The sequence below is a fragment of the Streptomyces albidochromogenes genome (assembly GCF_005981925.1).
Classification (GTDB): domain Bacteria; phylum Actinomycetota; class Actinomycetes; order Streptomycetales; family Streptomycetaceae; genus Streptomyces; species Streptomyces albidochromogenes.
Window position 1 is genome coordinate 1 of sequence record NZ_VBVX01000159.1, and the last position, 15,394, is coordinate 15,394.

Annotated in this window: 11 protein-coding genes; 8 read left to right on the forward strand and 3 right to left on the reverse strand. The window is 72.5% G+C overall.

Features of this window, described 5'->3' with window-relative positions; translation table 11 throughout:
* Window positions 1-469, reverse strand: a 469-nt coding sequence (locus E2E34_RS20485) for a helix-turn-helix domain-containing protein (protein WP_439333686.1), incomplete at its 3' end; no start/stop codon positions are given.
* Between the two features lie 140 nt (window positions 470-609).
* Between E2E34_RS20485 and E2E34_RS20490 the strand changes: the two genes are divergently transcribed.
* Window positions 610-1,215, forward strand: coding sequence for a hypothetical protein (locus tag E2E34_RS20490; RefSeq protein ID WP_138903375.1), 606 nt, complete (start codon window positions 610-612; stop codon window positions 1,213-1,215).
* A gap of 413 nt (window positions 1,216-1,628) precedes the next feature.
* Here the strand turns inward: E2E34_RS20490 and E2E34_RS20495 are convergent, their stop codons facing one another.
* A complete protein-coding gene (locus E2E34_RS20495; protein WP_425573427.1) occupies window positions 1,629-3,188 on the reverse strand; it encodes a PucR family transcriptional regulator in 1,560 nt (519 codons plus the stop codon).
* 183 nt (window positions 3,189-3,371) lie between these two features.
* Between E2E34_RS20495 and E2E34_RS20500 the strand changes: the two genes are divergently transcribed.
* The 7 genes from E2E34_RS20500 to E2E34_RS20530 all read left to right on the forward strand — a co-directional run bounded on the left by E2E34_RS20500 (window position 3,372) and on the right by E2E34_RS20530 (window position 14,554).
* Window positions 3,372-4,847 (forward strand): sodium:solute symporter family protein, encoded by a 1,476-nt coding sequence (locus E2E34_RS20500; RefSeq protein WP_138903377.1) that lies wholly within the window; start codon window positions 3,372-3,374, stop codon window positions 4,845-4,847.
* 42 nt (window positions 4,848-4,889) lie between these two features.
* Window positions 4,890-5,864, forward strand: coding sequence for an agmatinase (gene speB / locus E2E34_RS20505; protein WP_138903378.1), 975 nt, complete (start codon window positions 4,890-4,892; stop codon window positions 5,862-5,864).
* Window positions 5,861-7,543, forward strand: a complete 1,683-nt coding sequence (locus E2E34_RS20510) for a thiamine pyrophosphate-binding protein (protein ID WP_138903379.1) — start codon at window positions 5,861-5,863, stop codon at window positions 7,541-7,543. The genes speB and E2E34_RS20510 overlap by 4 nt, the downstream gene beginning before the upstream one ends.
* Before the next feature lie 207 nt (window positions 7,544-7,750).
* Complete coding sequence (locus tag E2E34_RS20515; protein ID WP_138903380.1) at window positions 7,751-8,671, forward strand: serine hydrolase; 921 nt, start codon at window positions 7,751-7,753, stop codon at window positions 8,669-8,671.
* 120 nt (window positions 8,672-8,791) lie between these two features.
* The gene (locus E2E34_RS20520; protein ID WP_138903381.1) at window positions 8,792-12,523 is read left to right on the forward strand and encodes an ABC transporter ATP-binding protein; all 3,732 of its coding nucleotides are present in this window, start codon (window positions 8,792-8,794) and stop codon (window positions 12,521-12,523) included.
* 160 nt (window positions 12,524-12,683) lie between these two features.
* Window positions 12,684-13,046 carry a hypothetical protein gene (locus E2E34_RS20525; RefSeq protein ID WP_138903382.1) on the forward strand — a complete coding sequence of 121 codons (363 nt, stop codon included), beginning with the start codon at window positions 12,684-12,686 and terminating at the stop codon, window positions 13,044-13,046.
* A 65-nt stretch (window positions 13,047-13,111) separates the two neighbouring features.
* Entirely contained in the window at window positions 13,112-14,554 is a 1,443-nt protein-coding gene (locus tag E2E34_RS20530; protein ID WP_138903383.1) for a S28 family serine protease, read from the forward strand.
* A 49-nt stretch (window positions 14,555-14,603) separates the two neighbouring features.
* Here E2E34_RS20530 and E2E34_RS20535 read toward each other — a convergent pair whose 3' ends face one another.
* The gene (locus E2E34_RS20535; protein WP_138903384.1) at window positions 14,604-15,308 is read right to left on the reverse strand and encodes a hypothetical protein; all 705 of its coding nucleotides are present in this window, start codon (window positions 15,306-15,308) and stop codon (window positions 14,604-14,606) included.
* Window positions 15,309-15,394 lie beyond the last annotated feature (86 nt).

The following is a 15,394-nucleotide window of genomic DNA, read 5'->3' on the forward strand; positions in this document are numbered from 1 at the left end:
AGCCCAACCACCCCCACCCCCACCGGCGCCTTCGCCGCTCGGGCGGGAGGCCCGGCACGGGTTCCGGTTCGAGCTCTGGCTCGGGCTCGGGCTCGGACGCAGGCTCCGGGGCAGGCTCGGGCTCCGGCGTCGGCGCCGACTCCGGTTCCGGCGCGGACTCGGGCTCCGTGCCGGGCTCCGGCACCGGAGGGCGACGGGTGCGGTCCGCGCGGCTCCAGGCCCCCTCCAGGGCGCGCCGCTCCTCCTCGTCCGCCCCGCACAGCAGGGCGAGGCGGTCGACCACGGCGAACTCCTCCGGGACGGTCGCGCCGGAGCAGTAGCGGTGGAGGGTGGACGCGCTGACGCTCAGGCGCCGGCCCAGCGCCTCGTAACTCCTCCCGTCCCGCGCCTTCAGCACGCGCACGAGCCCCGCGAACTCCTCGACGGCGGCGTCCTTCCGCATAACATCCCCCTCGACCCTGCGTCCCATGCTCCACGTCCTTGCACGTCAACGGGGGTGGAATGGTTCCGGGACGGATGGTGGGCGCGTGATCGTTGCGGGCGGCGGGCGCCGGCCCCACGCTGGTTGAGCACTGACCGAACGAACGACCCGACGGGGGATGCACCACCATGAACACGTTCCGTACCGCACTCGCCACCGCCGCCGCTGCCGCCCTGGGCCTCGCGGCCCTCGCCACGGCCCCGGCGCAGGCCGCTGCCCAGCCCGCCTTCCTCGCCGCCTCCCAGATGCCGCCGTCGTCGACGCCGTGGACCGCCACCCAGGTCTTCACCGGCGTCCCGGAGAACGGCGGCGTCCTCTGCGCCCCGTACAAGATCCCGGCGCAGAACACCCGGTACCGCGAGTTCAGCACCGAGCTCGACACCAACGGCGTCCAGGTCACCACCGTCGCCCGCACCGAGGCCGACGCCGTGAAGCTGGTCGACACCCTCCGCAAGTCCCTCGCCGGCTGCGGGCCCCTGCTGGAGCAGCAGAACCCGGGTCTGAAGGCCGTCAGCGCCTCCCACGGCAAGCTCGCCGTCGAGGAGGGCGCCTGGGTCTACAGCCTGGACACCGCCGACCCGCAGATCGGCATCACCGACATCCACCTCTTCTCCGTCGGCCGTGACGGCCGCACCGTCACCCTCGTCCGCTGGGGTCAGATGGGCGACCTCGAGGACGCCCCCCTGACCGCCTTCCGCACCACGACGAAGACCGCCGTCAACAAGCTCCACTGACCCGGGGCTCTGCCAAGGGCTCACCACAGCTCCGCAGCGGCGCGCCCGGAACCTGGGCGCGCCGCTGTCGTGCCCACCTACCACGCCGACGGCGGAGAGGGGCCGGCATGCTGCTGAGATTCCGCACGGCCACGTGCCGTCGTACGAGGCCCAGCGCGCGTAGGAGTTCCGCGTCCGGGCCCACCGGGCATGGGTGACGGACAAACCTGCCTCCGCGAACGGACCCGGCCGCTGACTCCGGCCAAGCGCCTGGTGGAGGGCGAGGTCTTCCGCTGCCTGGGACGTACGTACCGGCTCACCGTCGACGGGAAGAGCGCGGCGGAGGCCCCTGTACGGCTGGTCGCCGGACGGCTCGTTCTCAGTGCGGCGCAAGCTGCTGTGTCGAGTAGGACCTTGGCGGCTGAGCCCGGGCGTCAGAGGTACCTGAGCGCGAACCACAGGTCCATCCGCACGTCCGCGTCGTCCAGGTCGGCGTCCAGGAGGGTGGCGCAGCGGGCGACGCGCTGGCGGACCGTGTTGCGGTGGACGTCGAGCGCGACGGCGGTGCGGTCCCAGCTCCCGTGCAACGACAGCCAGGTGCGCAGCGTCGTGACGAGCGCGGGCGACGCGGCGATCGGGGCGAGCCGCACGCGGGCGTGCGCCCTGGCCTCGTCCGGCGTGACCAGCGAGGCGAGCCCGGCGCCCGCCTCGCCCCGGTCGCGCACGAGCGCGCTGCGGGTGGCTTCGGCGCGGCGTACGGCCCGCTCCGCGCGCAGGTCGGCGGCGGGCAGCTCCGACGGGGGCACGGGGGAGCTGGCGCCGAGGGTCCAGCCCGGCTGCGGTTCGACCTCCCGGGCCCCGCCGGCGAGCAGCACCCGTACGCCCCCCTCGTCCGTCGCGTCCACCAGCGCGCTGCCGAGCGCCGCCCCGAGCGCCGCCGCGGCCAGCGGGTCGGGCCCCGTGGCCTCGGCCGCGGGCCGGGCGTGCACCACGGTCCACTCGTCCGCTCCCAGCAGCGGCGCCACCTCCCCGGCGTCCGCCCCGAGCAGCAGCCGCACCAGCGCGGCGGCCCGGGCGGACTCCGCGGCGCCCTGGTGCGGCGTGGTGAGCAGCGACAGCAGGACGACGGCGACGCCCGCGATGGTGTGGTCGCCCGCCTCGCGCCGGTCCGAGGCGACCGCGAGCACGAGCCGCTGGCCGCCGGCGAGGGCGTACGCGGCGAGATGGCCGCCGCCGGCGGTGTCGGTCGCGGAGGACGGCGCGGGCCTGGCGGTCGGGGCGGAGGCGGGCGCGGCGGTTCTGGCAGCCGGGGGCGAGGCGGGCCCCGCGCTCTCCGGCGCGGCCGGCTCCGGCGGCGGACTGACCACGCGCGCGAGCCGTGCCAGGGCCGCGTGCGCCTCGGGCGACGGCGACCGCCCGGCGGTGGCCAGCGGCGCGCCCTCGGCCGACAGCAGCACCGCCCAGGCCCCGTCGAGCCGCGTCGTCAGCTGCCGCAGCACCGCCGGCACGGGGTCGGGCCGGGCCGCCGCCGTGGCCAGCCCCTGCTGGGCCTGGGCGACGCGGCGCAGCTCCCGGTGGCGGGCCTCCGCCATCAGCCGCCACACCGCGCGGGCGATCGCCGTGAACGTCGTCGGCCGCGGCACCTCCACCAGCGGCAGCCCGTGCCGCTCGCAGGCGGCCACCAGGGCCGGCGGCACCGTGTCGTACACCGGCGCGACGCCGAAGCCGAGCGCCGCCGCGCCCGCCGCCACGACCCGGGAGACGTAGTGGCCGGGGTCGGTGAGCTGGACGCCGGCCGTCAGGAGCAGCTCGCCGCCCAGCAGGTACGGGTACGGGTCGCCCATCTCCGAGGTGTGCACCCAGTGCAGATCCCTGTCCTCGGGCCCCGCGAGCAGGCGCAGCCCCAGCTCCTCCCGCGCCAGCAGCGCCGCCAGCGACACGGGTGGAGTGGGCGGGGTGGGCGACGAAGAAGAGGAGGCCACGGACTCCGGCATGGACGGTCCATCCATAAGGGATCGGGGAAGTGGATGAAACGTACACTTCAGCGTCGCCTTCCGGCCACTTAATGTCGAGCGAACCGGCGGCCGCGGGTACGGGCGGATGTCCCCGCACAAGAGCCGCCGCTCCCCTGTATCCCTGCACGACACGCCACTGAGGTGCGCGAAGGAGGATGGCCCATGGCCGTCGACTACACAGTGATCGTCCTCTACCTGGCCGGAATGCTCGCCATGGGCTGGTGGGGCATGCGCCGCGCCAAGTCGAAGAGCGAGTTCCTGGTCGCGGGACGACGCCTCGGGCCCGGCATGTACTCCGGCACGATGGCCGCCATCGTCCTCGGCGGCGCCTCCACCATCGGCGGCGTCGGCCTCGGCTACCAGTACGGCCTCTCCGGCGCCTGGATGGTCTTCACCATCGGCCTCGGACTCCTCGCGCTCAGCATCTTCTTCTCCGCGCGCATCGCCCGCCTGAAGGTCTACACCGTCTCCGAGATGCTCGACCTGCGCTACGGCGGCGGCCGGGCCGGCATCATCTCGGGCGTCGTCATGTGGGCGTACACGCTGATGCTCGCCGTCACGTCGACCATCGCGTACGCCACGATCTTCGACGTCATCTTCGACATGGACCGCGCCGTGTCGATCATCCTCGGCGGCGCCATCGTCGTCGCGTACTCGACGCTCGGCGGCATGTGGTCGATCACGCTGACGGACATGGTGCAGTTCGTCGTCAAGACGATCGGCGTGCTGCTCCTGCTGTTGCCCATCGCGGTCGTCAAGGCCGGCGGCTTCAGCGAGATGAAGGCGCAGCTGCCCACCGAGTACTTCGACCCGCTCGGCATCGGCGGCGAGACGATCTTCACGTACGTGCTGATCTACACCTTCGGCATGCTGATCGGGCAGGACATCTGGCAGCGCGTCTTCACCGCCCGCAGCGACAAGGTCGCCCGTTACGGCGGCACGGTCGCCGGTACGTACTGCCTGGTCTACGCCCTGGCCGGGGCCGTCATCGGCACCGCCGCCAAGGTGCTCTACCCGGACCTCGAGCACGCCGACGACGCCTTCGCGACGATTGTCAGGGACGAGCTGCCCATGGGCGTGCGCGGCCTGGTCCTGGCGGCGGCGCTCGCGGCGGTCATGTCGACCTCCTCCGGCGCGCTGATCGCCTGCGCCACCGTCGCCAACAACGACATCTGGTCGCGGCTGCGCGGCGCGGTCTCGCGCGGGAAGGACGGCGGGGCTCACGACGAGGTGCGCGGCAACCGCGTCTTTATCCTGATCATGGGCATCGCGGTCGTCTGCATCGCCATCGCCCTGAACAATGTCGTCGAGGCGCTCACCGTCGCCTACAACCTGCTGGTCGGCGGGCTGCTGGTGCCCATCCTCGGCGGCCTGCTGTGGAAGCGCGGCACGGTGTACGGCGCGCTGGCGTCCGTCACCGTCGGCGGGACCGGGGTACTCGGCCTGATGGCGTGGTACGGCATCCTCGCCAACGAGCCGGTCTACTACGGCCTGTTGCTCTCGCTCGCGGCGTACGTCGTCGTCAGCCTCGCCACCCGCCCGACCGACGCCGCCGTGCTGGCCGCGTGGCGCGAGCGGCTGGCCGGGCGGGACGCCGAAGCGGAACCCGAGCCCGAGTCCGTGCCCACGCCGGGCTAAAGTCAGATAACGCAACAAAGCGTAGGAAAGAAGGCAATTCACATGAGCAGCAGCGAGCAGCAGTTCCGCGGTCCCGTCGACTCCTCCCGCATCCCGCGGTACGCGGGCCCGGCGACGTTCGCGCGGCTGCCCCGCCTCGACGAGGTCGGCACGGCCGATGTCGCCGTCGTCGGCGTGCCCTTCGACTCCGGGGTCTCCTACCGCCCCGGGGCGCGCTTCGGCGGCAACGCCATCCGTGAGGCGTCGCGCCTCCTGCGCCCGTACAACCCGGCGCAGGACGCGTCGCCCTTCGCGCTCGCGCAGGTCGCGGACGCCGGTGACATCGCCGCCAACCCGTTCAACATCAACGAGGCCGTCGAGACCATCGAGGCCGCCGCCGACGACCTGCTCGGCACCGGCGCCCGCATGATGACGCTCGGCGGCGACCACACCATCGCGCTGCCGCTGCTGCGCTCGGTCGCCAAGAAGCACGGCCCGGTGGCCCTGCTCCACTTCGACGCGCACCTGGACACCTGGGACACGTACTTCGGCGCGGAGTACACCCACGGCACGCCGTTCCGCCGGGCCGTCGAGGAGGGCATCCTCGACACCGAGGCGCTCTCCCACGTCGGCACCCGCGGCCCGCTGTACGGCAAGCAGGACCTGACCGACGACGAGAAGATGGGCTTCGGCATCGTCACCTCCTCCGACGTCTACCGGCGCGGCGCCGACGAGGTCGCCGACCAGCTCCGCCAGCGCATCGGCGACCGCCCGCTCTACATCTCCATCGACATCGACTGCCTGGACCCGGCCCACGCGCCCGGCACCGGCACCCCCGAGGCGGGCGGCATGACCTCCCGCGAGCTGCTGGAGATCCTGCGCGGCCTGTCCTCCTGCAACCTCGTCTCGGCCGACGTCGTCGAGGTCGCCCCGGCGTACGACCACGCCGAGATCACCTCCGTCGCCGCCTCCCACACGGCGTACGAGCTGACGACCATCATGTCCCGGCAGATCGCGGCCTCCCGGACCGACAAGTGACGCACGACCACGACCTGGTCCTGCGCCCCACCGAGGCGCAGACCGCCGCCGCGCTCAGCCCGCCGCCCGGCCGCAACGGCGGCGACCTCGTCGTCGAGACCCTGACCGGCCTCGGCGCGACCACCGTCTTCGGGCTGCCCGGCCAGCACGCGCTGGGCATGTTCGACGCGCTGCGCCGCTCCTCGCTCTCGTACGTCGGGCTGCGCGTGGAGAACAACGCGGGCTTCGCCGCCGACGCGTACGGCCGGATCACCGGGGAGGCGGCCCCGCTGCTGCTCTCCACCGGGCCCGGCGCCCTGACCTCGCTCGCGGCGCTCCAGGAGGCGGCGGCGGCCTCCGCGCCCGTCCTCGCGATCAGCAGCCAGGTCCCGTCGGCCGGCCTCGGCGGCGGCCGGCACGGCTACCTGCACGAACTGCGCGACCAGAAGGCGTCGTTCCGCGACATCGTGAAGTCGGTCCACACGGTCCGTACGGCGTCGCAGATCCCGTCGGCGATCGCCGAGGCGTGGGAGTCGGCGCTGACGGCCCCGCACGGCCCGGTCTGGATCGAGATCCCCCAGGACGTGCTCCTCGCCGAGACGACGCTCCCCGTCGTCACGGCGATCGACGCCGCCCCGCACGACCTGGCCCCGCGCCCCGAGCTGACCGCCGTGGCGGCCCACCTGTTGTCGACGGCCGCCCGCCCGGCGATCATCGCGGGCGGCGGCGTCGTACGCTCCGACGCGTCCGGCAAGCTGCTCGCCCTCGCGGAGCGCCTGGACGCGCCGGTCGTCACGACCTTCGGCGGCAAGGGCGCGTTCCCGTGGACGCATCCGCTCTCCCTCCAGTCCTGGATGGAGGACCGCCACACGACGGACTTCCTCGAGGACGCCGACGTGCTCCTGGTCGTCGGCTCCGGCCTGGGCGAACTCTCGTCGAACTACCACACGTTCCAGCCGCGCGGCCGGATCGTCCAGATCGACGCCGACCTCGGCAAGCTGGAGTCCAACCACCCGGCGCTCGGCATCCACGCGGACGCCCGCCTGGCGCTCTCGGCACTGCTGGAGACGGTGGAGGACCGCGAGGACGACCAGGCGCGGGAGCGCGTGCGCACGGTCCTGGAGAAGGTACGGGCGCGTATCGCGTCCCAGGACCTGCCGCTGGAGCAGCGGCTCCTCGCGTCGATCCGCGAAGCCCTGCCCGCCACGTCCCCCAGCTTCTGGGACATGACGATCCTGGCGTACTGGGCGTGGTCGGCGTTCGACCCCCGCCACCCCAACACCATGCACTCGGCGCAGGGCGCGGGCGGCCTCGGCTACGGCTTCCCGGCGGCGCTCGGCGCCGCGGCGGCGGACCGTACCCGCCCCGTGCTCGCGATCTCCGGCGACGGCGGCGCGATGTACTCGATCGCGGAGCTCGCCACCGCCCGCCAGCACGACCTGCCGGTGACCTGGCTGATCGTGGACGACGGCGGCTACGGCATCCTCCGCGAGTACATGACCGGCGCCTTCGACGAGGCCACCGGCACGGAACTCGCCCGCCCGGACTTCGTCGCCCTCGCCGAGTCCTTCGGCGTACCGGCGCACCGGACGACCCCGGAGACCCTGACCGAGGACCTGGCCAAGTCCTTCGCCACCCCCGGCCCCTCGGTGCTCGTCCTTTCCGCCCTGCTGCGGATGTTCGCCCCGACGCACCTCTGAGCGGCGCCCCGCACCGCACCCGGCCCGGCCGAGCCCGGCGCCGGGTGCGGTGCGTGCGGGCGTCTTCCACAAGGAGCGAGGCGTCTTCCACCGGGAGCGAGGCAGCGCGCCCCCGCTCCTTTCCACGCGCGCCCACGCGCTCCGTACAACCTTTGCGCCCCTCGCGGGTCATCTGAACCAGGAACACACAGGGGGAGGACCCACACCATGACGACGCACACCCGAATAGCGCGCGCCGTGACGGCCGCGGCCCTGGCCGGGGCCGTACTCGTGCCCGTCGCCGGCGCCACGCCGGCCGCCGCCGCCACCGCGCCGACGGTGGCCTGCACCTCGGCCAAGGCGGGGCTGGCGACCAAGCTGACCAGGGACATCACCGCGGCGCTCAGGGGGCGGCAGTCGACGACCGCGCTCTCGCTGTACGACCGCACCACGAAGACCACGTGCACCCTGCGCGCCACGCAGAAGTACGACTCCGCCAGCGTCGTCAAGGTGACCGTCCTGGCCACCCTGCTGTGGGACGCCAAGAAGACGAACCGCTACCTGACGTCGCGCGAGGCCACGCTCGCCACCGACATGATCACCAAATCGGACAACAACGCCACCAGCACGCTGTGGCGCCAGCTCGGCATGACGAAGATCAAGGGCTTCCTCAAGGCCGCCAAGATGACGGACACCGTCCCCGGCACCGGCGGCTACTGGGGCCTGACGCAGATCACCGCGAGCGACGAGCAGAAGCTGCTGGCGCTGCTCACCGCGAAGAACACCGTACTGAGCGACAACGCGCGCAAGTACACCCTCGGCCTGATGGCCAAGGTCGTCTCCTCCCAGCGCTGGGGCACCCCCGCCGGAGCCCCGTCCACCGCCAAGATCCAGGTCAAGAACGGCTGGCTGCCGCGCTCCACCCACGGCTGGCGGGTCCACTCGATCGGCGCGTTCACGGGCACCCGCCACGACTACGCGATCACGGTGCTCACCCACGACAACCCGACCATGAACGACGGCGTGAACACCATCCAGGCCGTGTCCCGGGCGATCCACAAGGCCCTGAACCCGACGGCGGCCGCCTCCACCCTGTACGCGCCCACCCAGACCCCGCGCGAGGTGATCCCGGCGGTGCCGAAGCCCTGACAGGCGTTCGAACGGGTCTTCGGTCCTAGGACCGGAGACCCGTCTTCGTTACGGAGGGATGAAATCCGCACCTCACCGCGTTGGTGACTTCCGGCAGATCAGGACGACCGGGAGGCAGCAGTGGCGGCAGATCAAGGGTGGGCGCGGCGGCTGGCGGGCTATGCCTGGAGGTACCGGCGCAACGTCGTGCTCGCACTCGGATCGTCGCTCGGCGGCATGGCCGTCATGGCGCTCGTCCCGCTGATCACCAAGGTCGTCATCGACGACGTCATCGGTGCGCAGACCAGGTCCCTCGCCGTATGGACCGGCCTGCTCATGGCCGCCGCCGTCGTCGTGTACGCCCTCACCTACGTACGCCGCTACTACGGCGGCCGTCTCGCCCTCGACGTCCAGCACGACCTGCGCACCGAGATGTACCAGACGGTCACCCGCCTCGACGGGCGCCGCCAGGACGAGCTCTCCACCGGTCAGGTCGTCGGCAGGGCCACCAGCGACCTCCAGCTCATCCAGGGCCTTCTCTTCATGCTCCCGATGACGATCGGGAACATCCTGCTGTTCCTCATCTCCCTCGTGATCATGGCGTGGCTCTCGCCGCTGCTCACCCTCGTCGCCCTCGCCGTCGCCCCCGCCCTGTGGTTCATCGCCAAGCGCAGCCGCACCCGGCTCTTCCCGGCCACCTGGTACGCCCAGGGCCAGGCCGCCGCCGTCGCGGGCGTCGTCGACGGGGCCGTCTCCGGCGTGCGCGTCGTGAAGGGCTTCGGCCAGGAGGAGCAGGAGACCGGCAAGCTGCGCGAGGTCAGCCGCAGGCTCTTCGCCGGGCGGATGCGGACCGTACGCCTGAACTCGCGCTACACCCCCGCCCTCCAGTCCGTGCCCGCGCTCGGCCAGGTCGCGATGCTCGCGCTCGGCGGCTGGCTCGCCACCCGGGGCCAGATCACGCTCGGCACGTTCGTGGCCTTCTCCACCTACCTCGCCCAGCTCGTCGGGCCCGTGCGCATGCTCGCCATGGTGCTCACCGTCGGCCAGCAGGCGCGGGCCGGTGTCGATCGCGTACTGGAGCTGATCGACACCGAGCCGTCCATCGAGGACGGGACGAAGGAACTCCCCGCCGACGCCCCGGCCACCGTCGAATTCGACGACGTGTCGTTCGGGTACGACGACGACCGGCCCGTCCTCGACGGCTTCTCCCTGGAGATCCGGGCCGGCGAGACCGTCGCCGTCGTCGGCTCCTCCGGCAGCGGCAAGTCCACCGTGTCGCTGCTCCTGCCCCGCTTCTACGACGTGTCCCACGGCGCCGTGCTCGTCGGCGGGCACGACGTGCGCGAGCTGACCCTCGACTCCCTGCGGGCCGCCATCGGGCTCGTACCGGAGGACAGCTTCCTGTTCTCCGACACCGTCCGCGCCAACATCGCCTACGGGCTGCCGGACGCCACCGACGAGCAGGTCGTCGCCGCCGCCCGCGCCGCCCAGGCCGACGGCTTCATATCCGAGCTCCCGAACGGCTACGACACCACCGTCGGCGAGCACGGCCTGACCCTCTCCGGCGGCCAGCGCCAGCGCATCGCCCTCGCCCGCGCCATCCTCACCGACCCCCGGCTGCTCCTCCTCGACGACGCCACGTCCGCCGTGGACGCCCGCGTCGAGCACGAGATCCACGAGGCCCTGAAGTCCGTCATGGCCGGGCGTACGACGCTGCTCATCGCCCACCGCCGCTCCACCCTCAACCTCGCCGACCGCATCGCCGTGCTCGACGGCGGCCGGCTCGCCGCCATCGGCACCCACGAGGAGCTCCAGGAGAGCTCCGCCCTCTACCGGCGGCTGCTCACCGACCCCGACGAGCTCGGCGGCGTATCGCCCGGGCACCTCCTCGCCAAGGCGCCGGAACCGGCCGACGACCGGACGGTGCAGGAGGAGCTGGACGCCGAGTTCGACGCCGAGCGCGGCATCACGCCCGACCTGTGGGTACGGGACGAGACCTCGCCCCGCGACCGGGCCACCGACCACGCCCCCGGCATGCCCGCGACGCCCGAACTGCTCGCCCAGGTCGAGGCGCTGCCGCCGGCGGACGACGTACCCGCCGTCGACGAGGCCCGCGCCGTCCGGCCCGAGGAGTCGTACGGGCTGCGCAGGCTGCTGCACGGCTTCGGGCTGCCCCTGCTGGTCAGCCTCGCGCTCGTGGCCGTCGACGCCGGCATGGGCCTGCTCCTGCCGGTGCTGATCCGGCACGGCATCGACGAGGGCGTCACCCAGCTCGCGCTCGGCGCGGTGTGGGCGGCGGCCGGACTCGCGCTGCTGTCCGTCCTCGTGCAGTGGGTCGCGCAGACCGGCGAGATGCGGATGACCGGCCGGACCGGCGAGCGCGTGCTGTACGCGCTCCGGCTCAAGATCTTCGCCCAGCTCCAGCGCCTGGGCCTCGACTACTACGAGCGCGAGCTGACCGGCCGCATCATGACCCGCATGACGACGGACGTCGACGCCCTGTCGACGTTCCTCCAGACCGGCCTCGTCACCGCCTTCGTCTCCGTCGTCACCTTCTTCGGCATCATGGTCGCGCTGCTCGTCATCGACGTGCAGCTGGCGCTGGTCGTCTTCGCCACGCTGCCGGTGCTGATCATCGGCACGTACTTCTTCCGCAAGTCGAGCGTCAAGGCGTACGAGCTCGCCCGCGACCGCGTCAGCGTCGTCAACGCCGACCTCCAGGAGTCGGTGTCCGGACTGCGCATCGTCCAGGCGTTCCGGCGCGAGCGCTCCGGCGCCGACCGGTTCGCCGAGCGCAGCGACAGCTACCGGCAGGCGCGCGTACGGGGCCAGTGGCTGATCTCGGTCTACTTCCCGTTCGTCCAGCTGCTGTCGTCCGTCGCCGCCGCCGCGGTGCTGATCGTCGGCGCCGGGCGGGTCGACGCGGGCACCCTGACCACGGGCGCGCTCGTCGCGTACCTCCTCTACATCGACCTGTTCTTCGCGCCCGTCCAGCAGCTCTCCCAGGTCTTCGACGGCTACCAGCAGGCCACCGTGTCCCTGCGGCGCATCCAGGAACTCCTCCAGGAGCCCACCTCCACCGCCGCCGCCGGTCGGCCGAAGGACGTCCGGTCGCTGCGCGGCGAGATCGCCTTCGAGGACGTGCGGTTCCAGTACGGGTCCGCCGATGAGCCGGAGGAGGCGCTGAGCGGCATCGACCTGCGCATCCCGGCGGGCCAGACCGTGGCCTTCGTCGGCGAGACCGGCGCGGGCAAGTCCACCGTGGTCAAGCTCGTCGCCCGGTTCTACGACCCGACCTCGGGGCGGGTCACGGCCGACGGCACCGACCTGCGCGACCTGGACATCACGGCGTACCGGCACCGCCTCGGCGTCGTACCGCAGGAGGCGTACCTCTTCGCGGGCACGGTCCGCGACGCCATCGCCTACGGGCGGACCGACGCCACGGACGCCGAGGTCGAGGCGGCGGCGCGGGCGGTGGGCGCGCACGACATGATCGCGACGCTGGACGGCGGGTACCTGCACGAGGTCGCCGAGCGCGGGCGGAACCTCTCCGCCGGTCAGCGCCAGCTCATCGCGCTGGCCCGCGCCGAGCTCGTCGACCCGGACGTCCTGCTGCTCGACGAGGCGACGGCGGCCCTGGACCTGGCCACCGAGGCGCTGGTCAACCAGGCCACCGACCGCCTCACCGGCCGCCGCACCACCCTGGTCGTCGCCCACCGCCTGACGACGGCGGCGCGGGCGGACCGGGTGGTGGTCATGGACCACGGCCGGGTCGTGGAGGACGGCACGCACGACGAGCTGCTGGCCCTGGAGGGCACGTACGCCCGGCTGTGGCGCACCTTCGTGGGGGAGGACGAGCCGGCGGCGGTGTGAGAGGGGCGAAGCAGCCTTCACGTTCCGTCCCGCACCTTCTCCCGGATGCTCCGCAACCGCGCCGTACCCTCTGAGCGTCCGTACGCACGTACGTACGCTCAAGTGGGGGAAGGGGATACGCGTGTTCGGTGGTGCGGGTGGGGCGCTCAGAAAGCACCTGATGTACGGACTTGCCCTCGTGATCGCCGTGGCGGGTCTGACCCTCGCCGGCCCGGGAGCCGGGACGGCCGAGGCCGTCGGAGCCTGCTCCGGCCGCAAGGTGAAGACGGTCGCCTTCGCCACCGGGGAGCTGCGCATCTACAAGAGCCGCCGCTACGCCTGCGCCATCACCGTCTCCAAGCGCCCCGGCGTACGGCAGGTCATGGCGGTCACGATCCAGGCCCGGGGGAGCCGCACGGCCCGGGACAGCGGCCGCTTCACCCACCGCGCCGGGCCGGTGACGGTCTACGCCCTCAACCGCTGTGTCCGGGCGCACGGTTCGGTCGGCGCGCGGAAGGCGTCCACCGGCTGGATTCTCTGCTGAGGCTGGTGGTAAGGGAGTTGCCCCGCTAGGTTCGCCCCGTCGTCTGTGATTACAGGGGAGGGCGAATGCGCAAGGCGCGCAGCTTGCTGCTGTCGTTCGTGGTGCTCATAGGCACCGTAGGACTCGGCAGCACACCGGCAGGAGCGGTCACCACCGCCGAGCCGAAGCAGCAGAACGAGCAGGACATCAAGGAGCGAATACTCGCCATACCGGGCATGAGCCTGGTCGAGGAGAAGCCGTACACCGGCTATCGCTACTTCGTACTGAACTACACCCAGCCGGTCGACCACCAGAAGCCGTCCAAGGGCACCTTCAAGCAGCGGATCACCTTGCTGCACAAGGACACGAACCGCCCGACGGTCTTCTTCACCAGCGGGTACAACGTCTCCACGACGCCGCGTCGCAGCGAGCCGACGCAGATCATCGACGGCAACCAGGTGTCGATGGAGTACCGCTTCTTCACCCCGTCCCGGCCGGAACCCGCCGACTGGTCGAAGCTCGACATCAAGCAGGCCGCGAGCGACCAGCACCGCATCTTCACCGCGCTGAAGAAGATCTACTCCAAGAAGTGGATCTCCACCGGCGGCTCCAAGGGCGGCATGACCGCCACGTACTACGAGCGCTTCTACCCGCGTGACATGGACGGCGTCGTCGCGTACGTCGCCCCCAACGACGTGGTGAACAAGCAGGACGCGGCGTACGACCGCTTCTTCCGGAACGTCGGCACCAAGGAGTGCCGCGACGCCCTCAACGCCGTGCAGCGCGAGGCCCTTGTACGGCGCGGCCCGCTGAGCGCCAAGGTCAAGGAGTGGGCGGACGCCAACAACGCCACCTTCGACACCGTCGGCAGCCTGGACAAGGCGTACGAGTCCACGGTCCTCGACTTCGTCTGGGCCTTCTGGCAGTACAGCAAGGAGAGCGACTGCGCGGACGTGCCCGCCGCCGACTCCTCCGACCAGGTCATCTACGACTACGTCGACGCCATCTCCGGCTTCGCCGCCTACAGCGACCAGAGCCTGGCGACGTACACGCCGTACTACTACCAGGCCGGCACCCAGCTGGGCGCGCCGCAGGTGAAGTACCCGCACCTCGACGGCCTCATGAAGTACGGTCCGGACTTCTTCCAGCCGCGCGTCTACGTGCCGCGCGACATCCCGATGAGGTTCGACCCGCGCGTGATGCGGGACGTGGACAGCTGGGTGCGGCACAACGCCACCCGGATGCTGTTCGTGAACGGGCAGAACGACCCGTGGAGCGCCGAGCCGTTCCGCCTCGGCAAGGGCGCGCGCGACGCGTACGTCTTCACCGCGCCCGGCGCCAACCACGGCGCCAACGTCGCGGGCCTCGTCCCCGAGCAGAAGGCGAAGGCCACCGCCGAGATCCTTCAGTGGGCGGGTGTCGCTCCGGCCGCCGTCCAGGCGGACCCGGCGAAGGCGAAGCCGCTCGCGCCGTTCGACGCGAAGCTCGACAAGCGCGCCGTGGAGCAGCGGCAGACGCTGCGGCCGTAGCGCGGAGCCGGGCTGTGCCCGCCGGTGGGTGCCGCGCACGCGCGCACCCTCACACCCGGCGGGCGCAGCCCACCGGCTTCCCGCCGCCCGTCAGCCGGACGTACAGCGCGGTCGCCGGTGGACACTGCGCCCGCCGGTCCACGGCGGCGGCCACCTCGAACTCCGGAGGTTCGGCGCCCGACCCGTCGCACGGCGTCTCCCGCACCTGACCCTTGCGCTGCGTCGTGTGGACGCAGTCCCCGACGACCGTCCGCGGCCCGCCGCCGTTGCCCGGATCACCGGGATGCGGCTCCTCCAGATTGCGCATGCAGGCGAACCCGCGCGGCACCGAGCCGTCGCCGTCCTCGTCGAGCGCGGGCCGGCTCTCCGAGATGTGCAGGACGAAGTCCGTACGCGGCGGACAGGTCCGCCGGCCGGCCGCCGGCCGCCCCGGGACCGGCTCCTCGGACACCGGCTCGTCCTCGCGGTGCCGCTCGGGCATCGGCCCCTCGTGGCGGACCAGCACCCGGGCGACGGCCTTCTCGCTCGCGCAGGACACCTCGCGGACATCGTGCCCGCGTGAGCTGCATTCTCCGGCGCCGAGGAAGGTGGCGCCGTGACCCGACGGGGCGAGGGCCCCGGCGAGCGCGTCGCCGCCGGACGCGGAACCCTCGCCCGCCGACGGCTTCTGGCACCCCGTCAGCGCCGCCGCGCTCACCGCCGCGAGCAGCAGCGCGCCCGCCGCCCCTGTGGACCACCGACCCCTGCGCAGCATGCTGAACCCCCCGGTACGTCCACCCAGCGTGGCCCGCCGGAGCGGGCGCACGCCAGACGTACGGGGGGCTTTGGGCCACTTGGAGG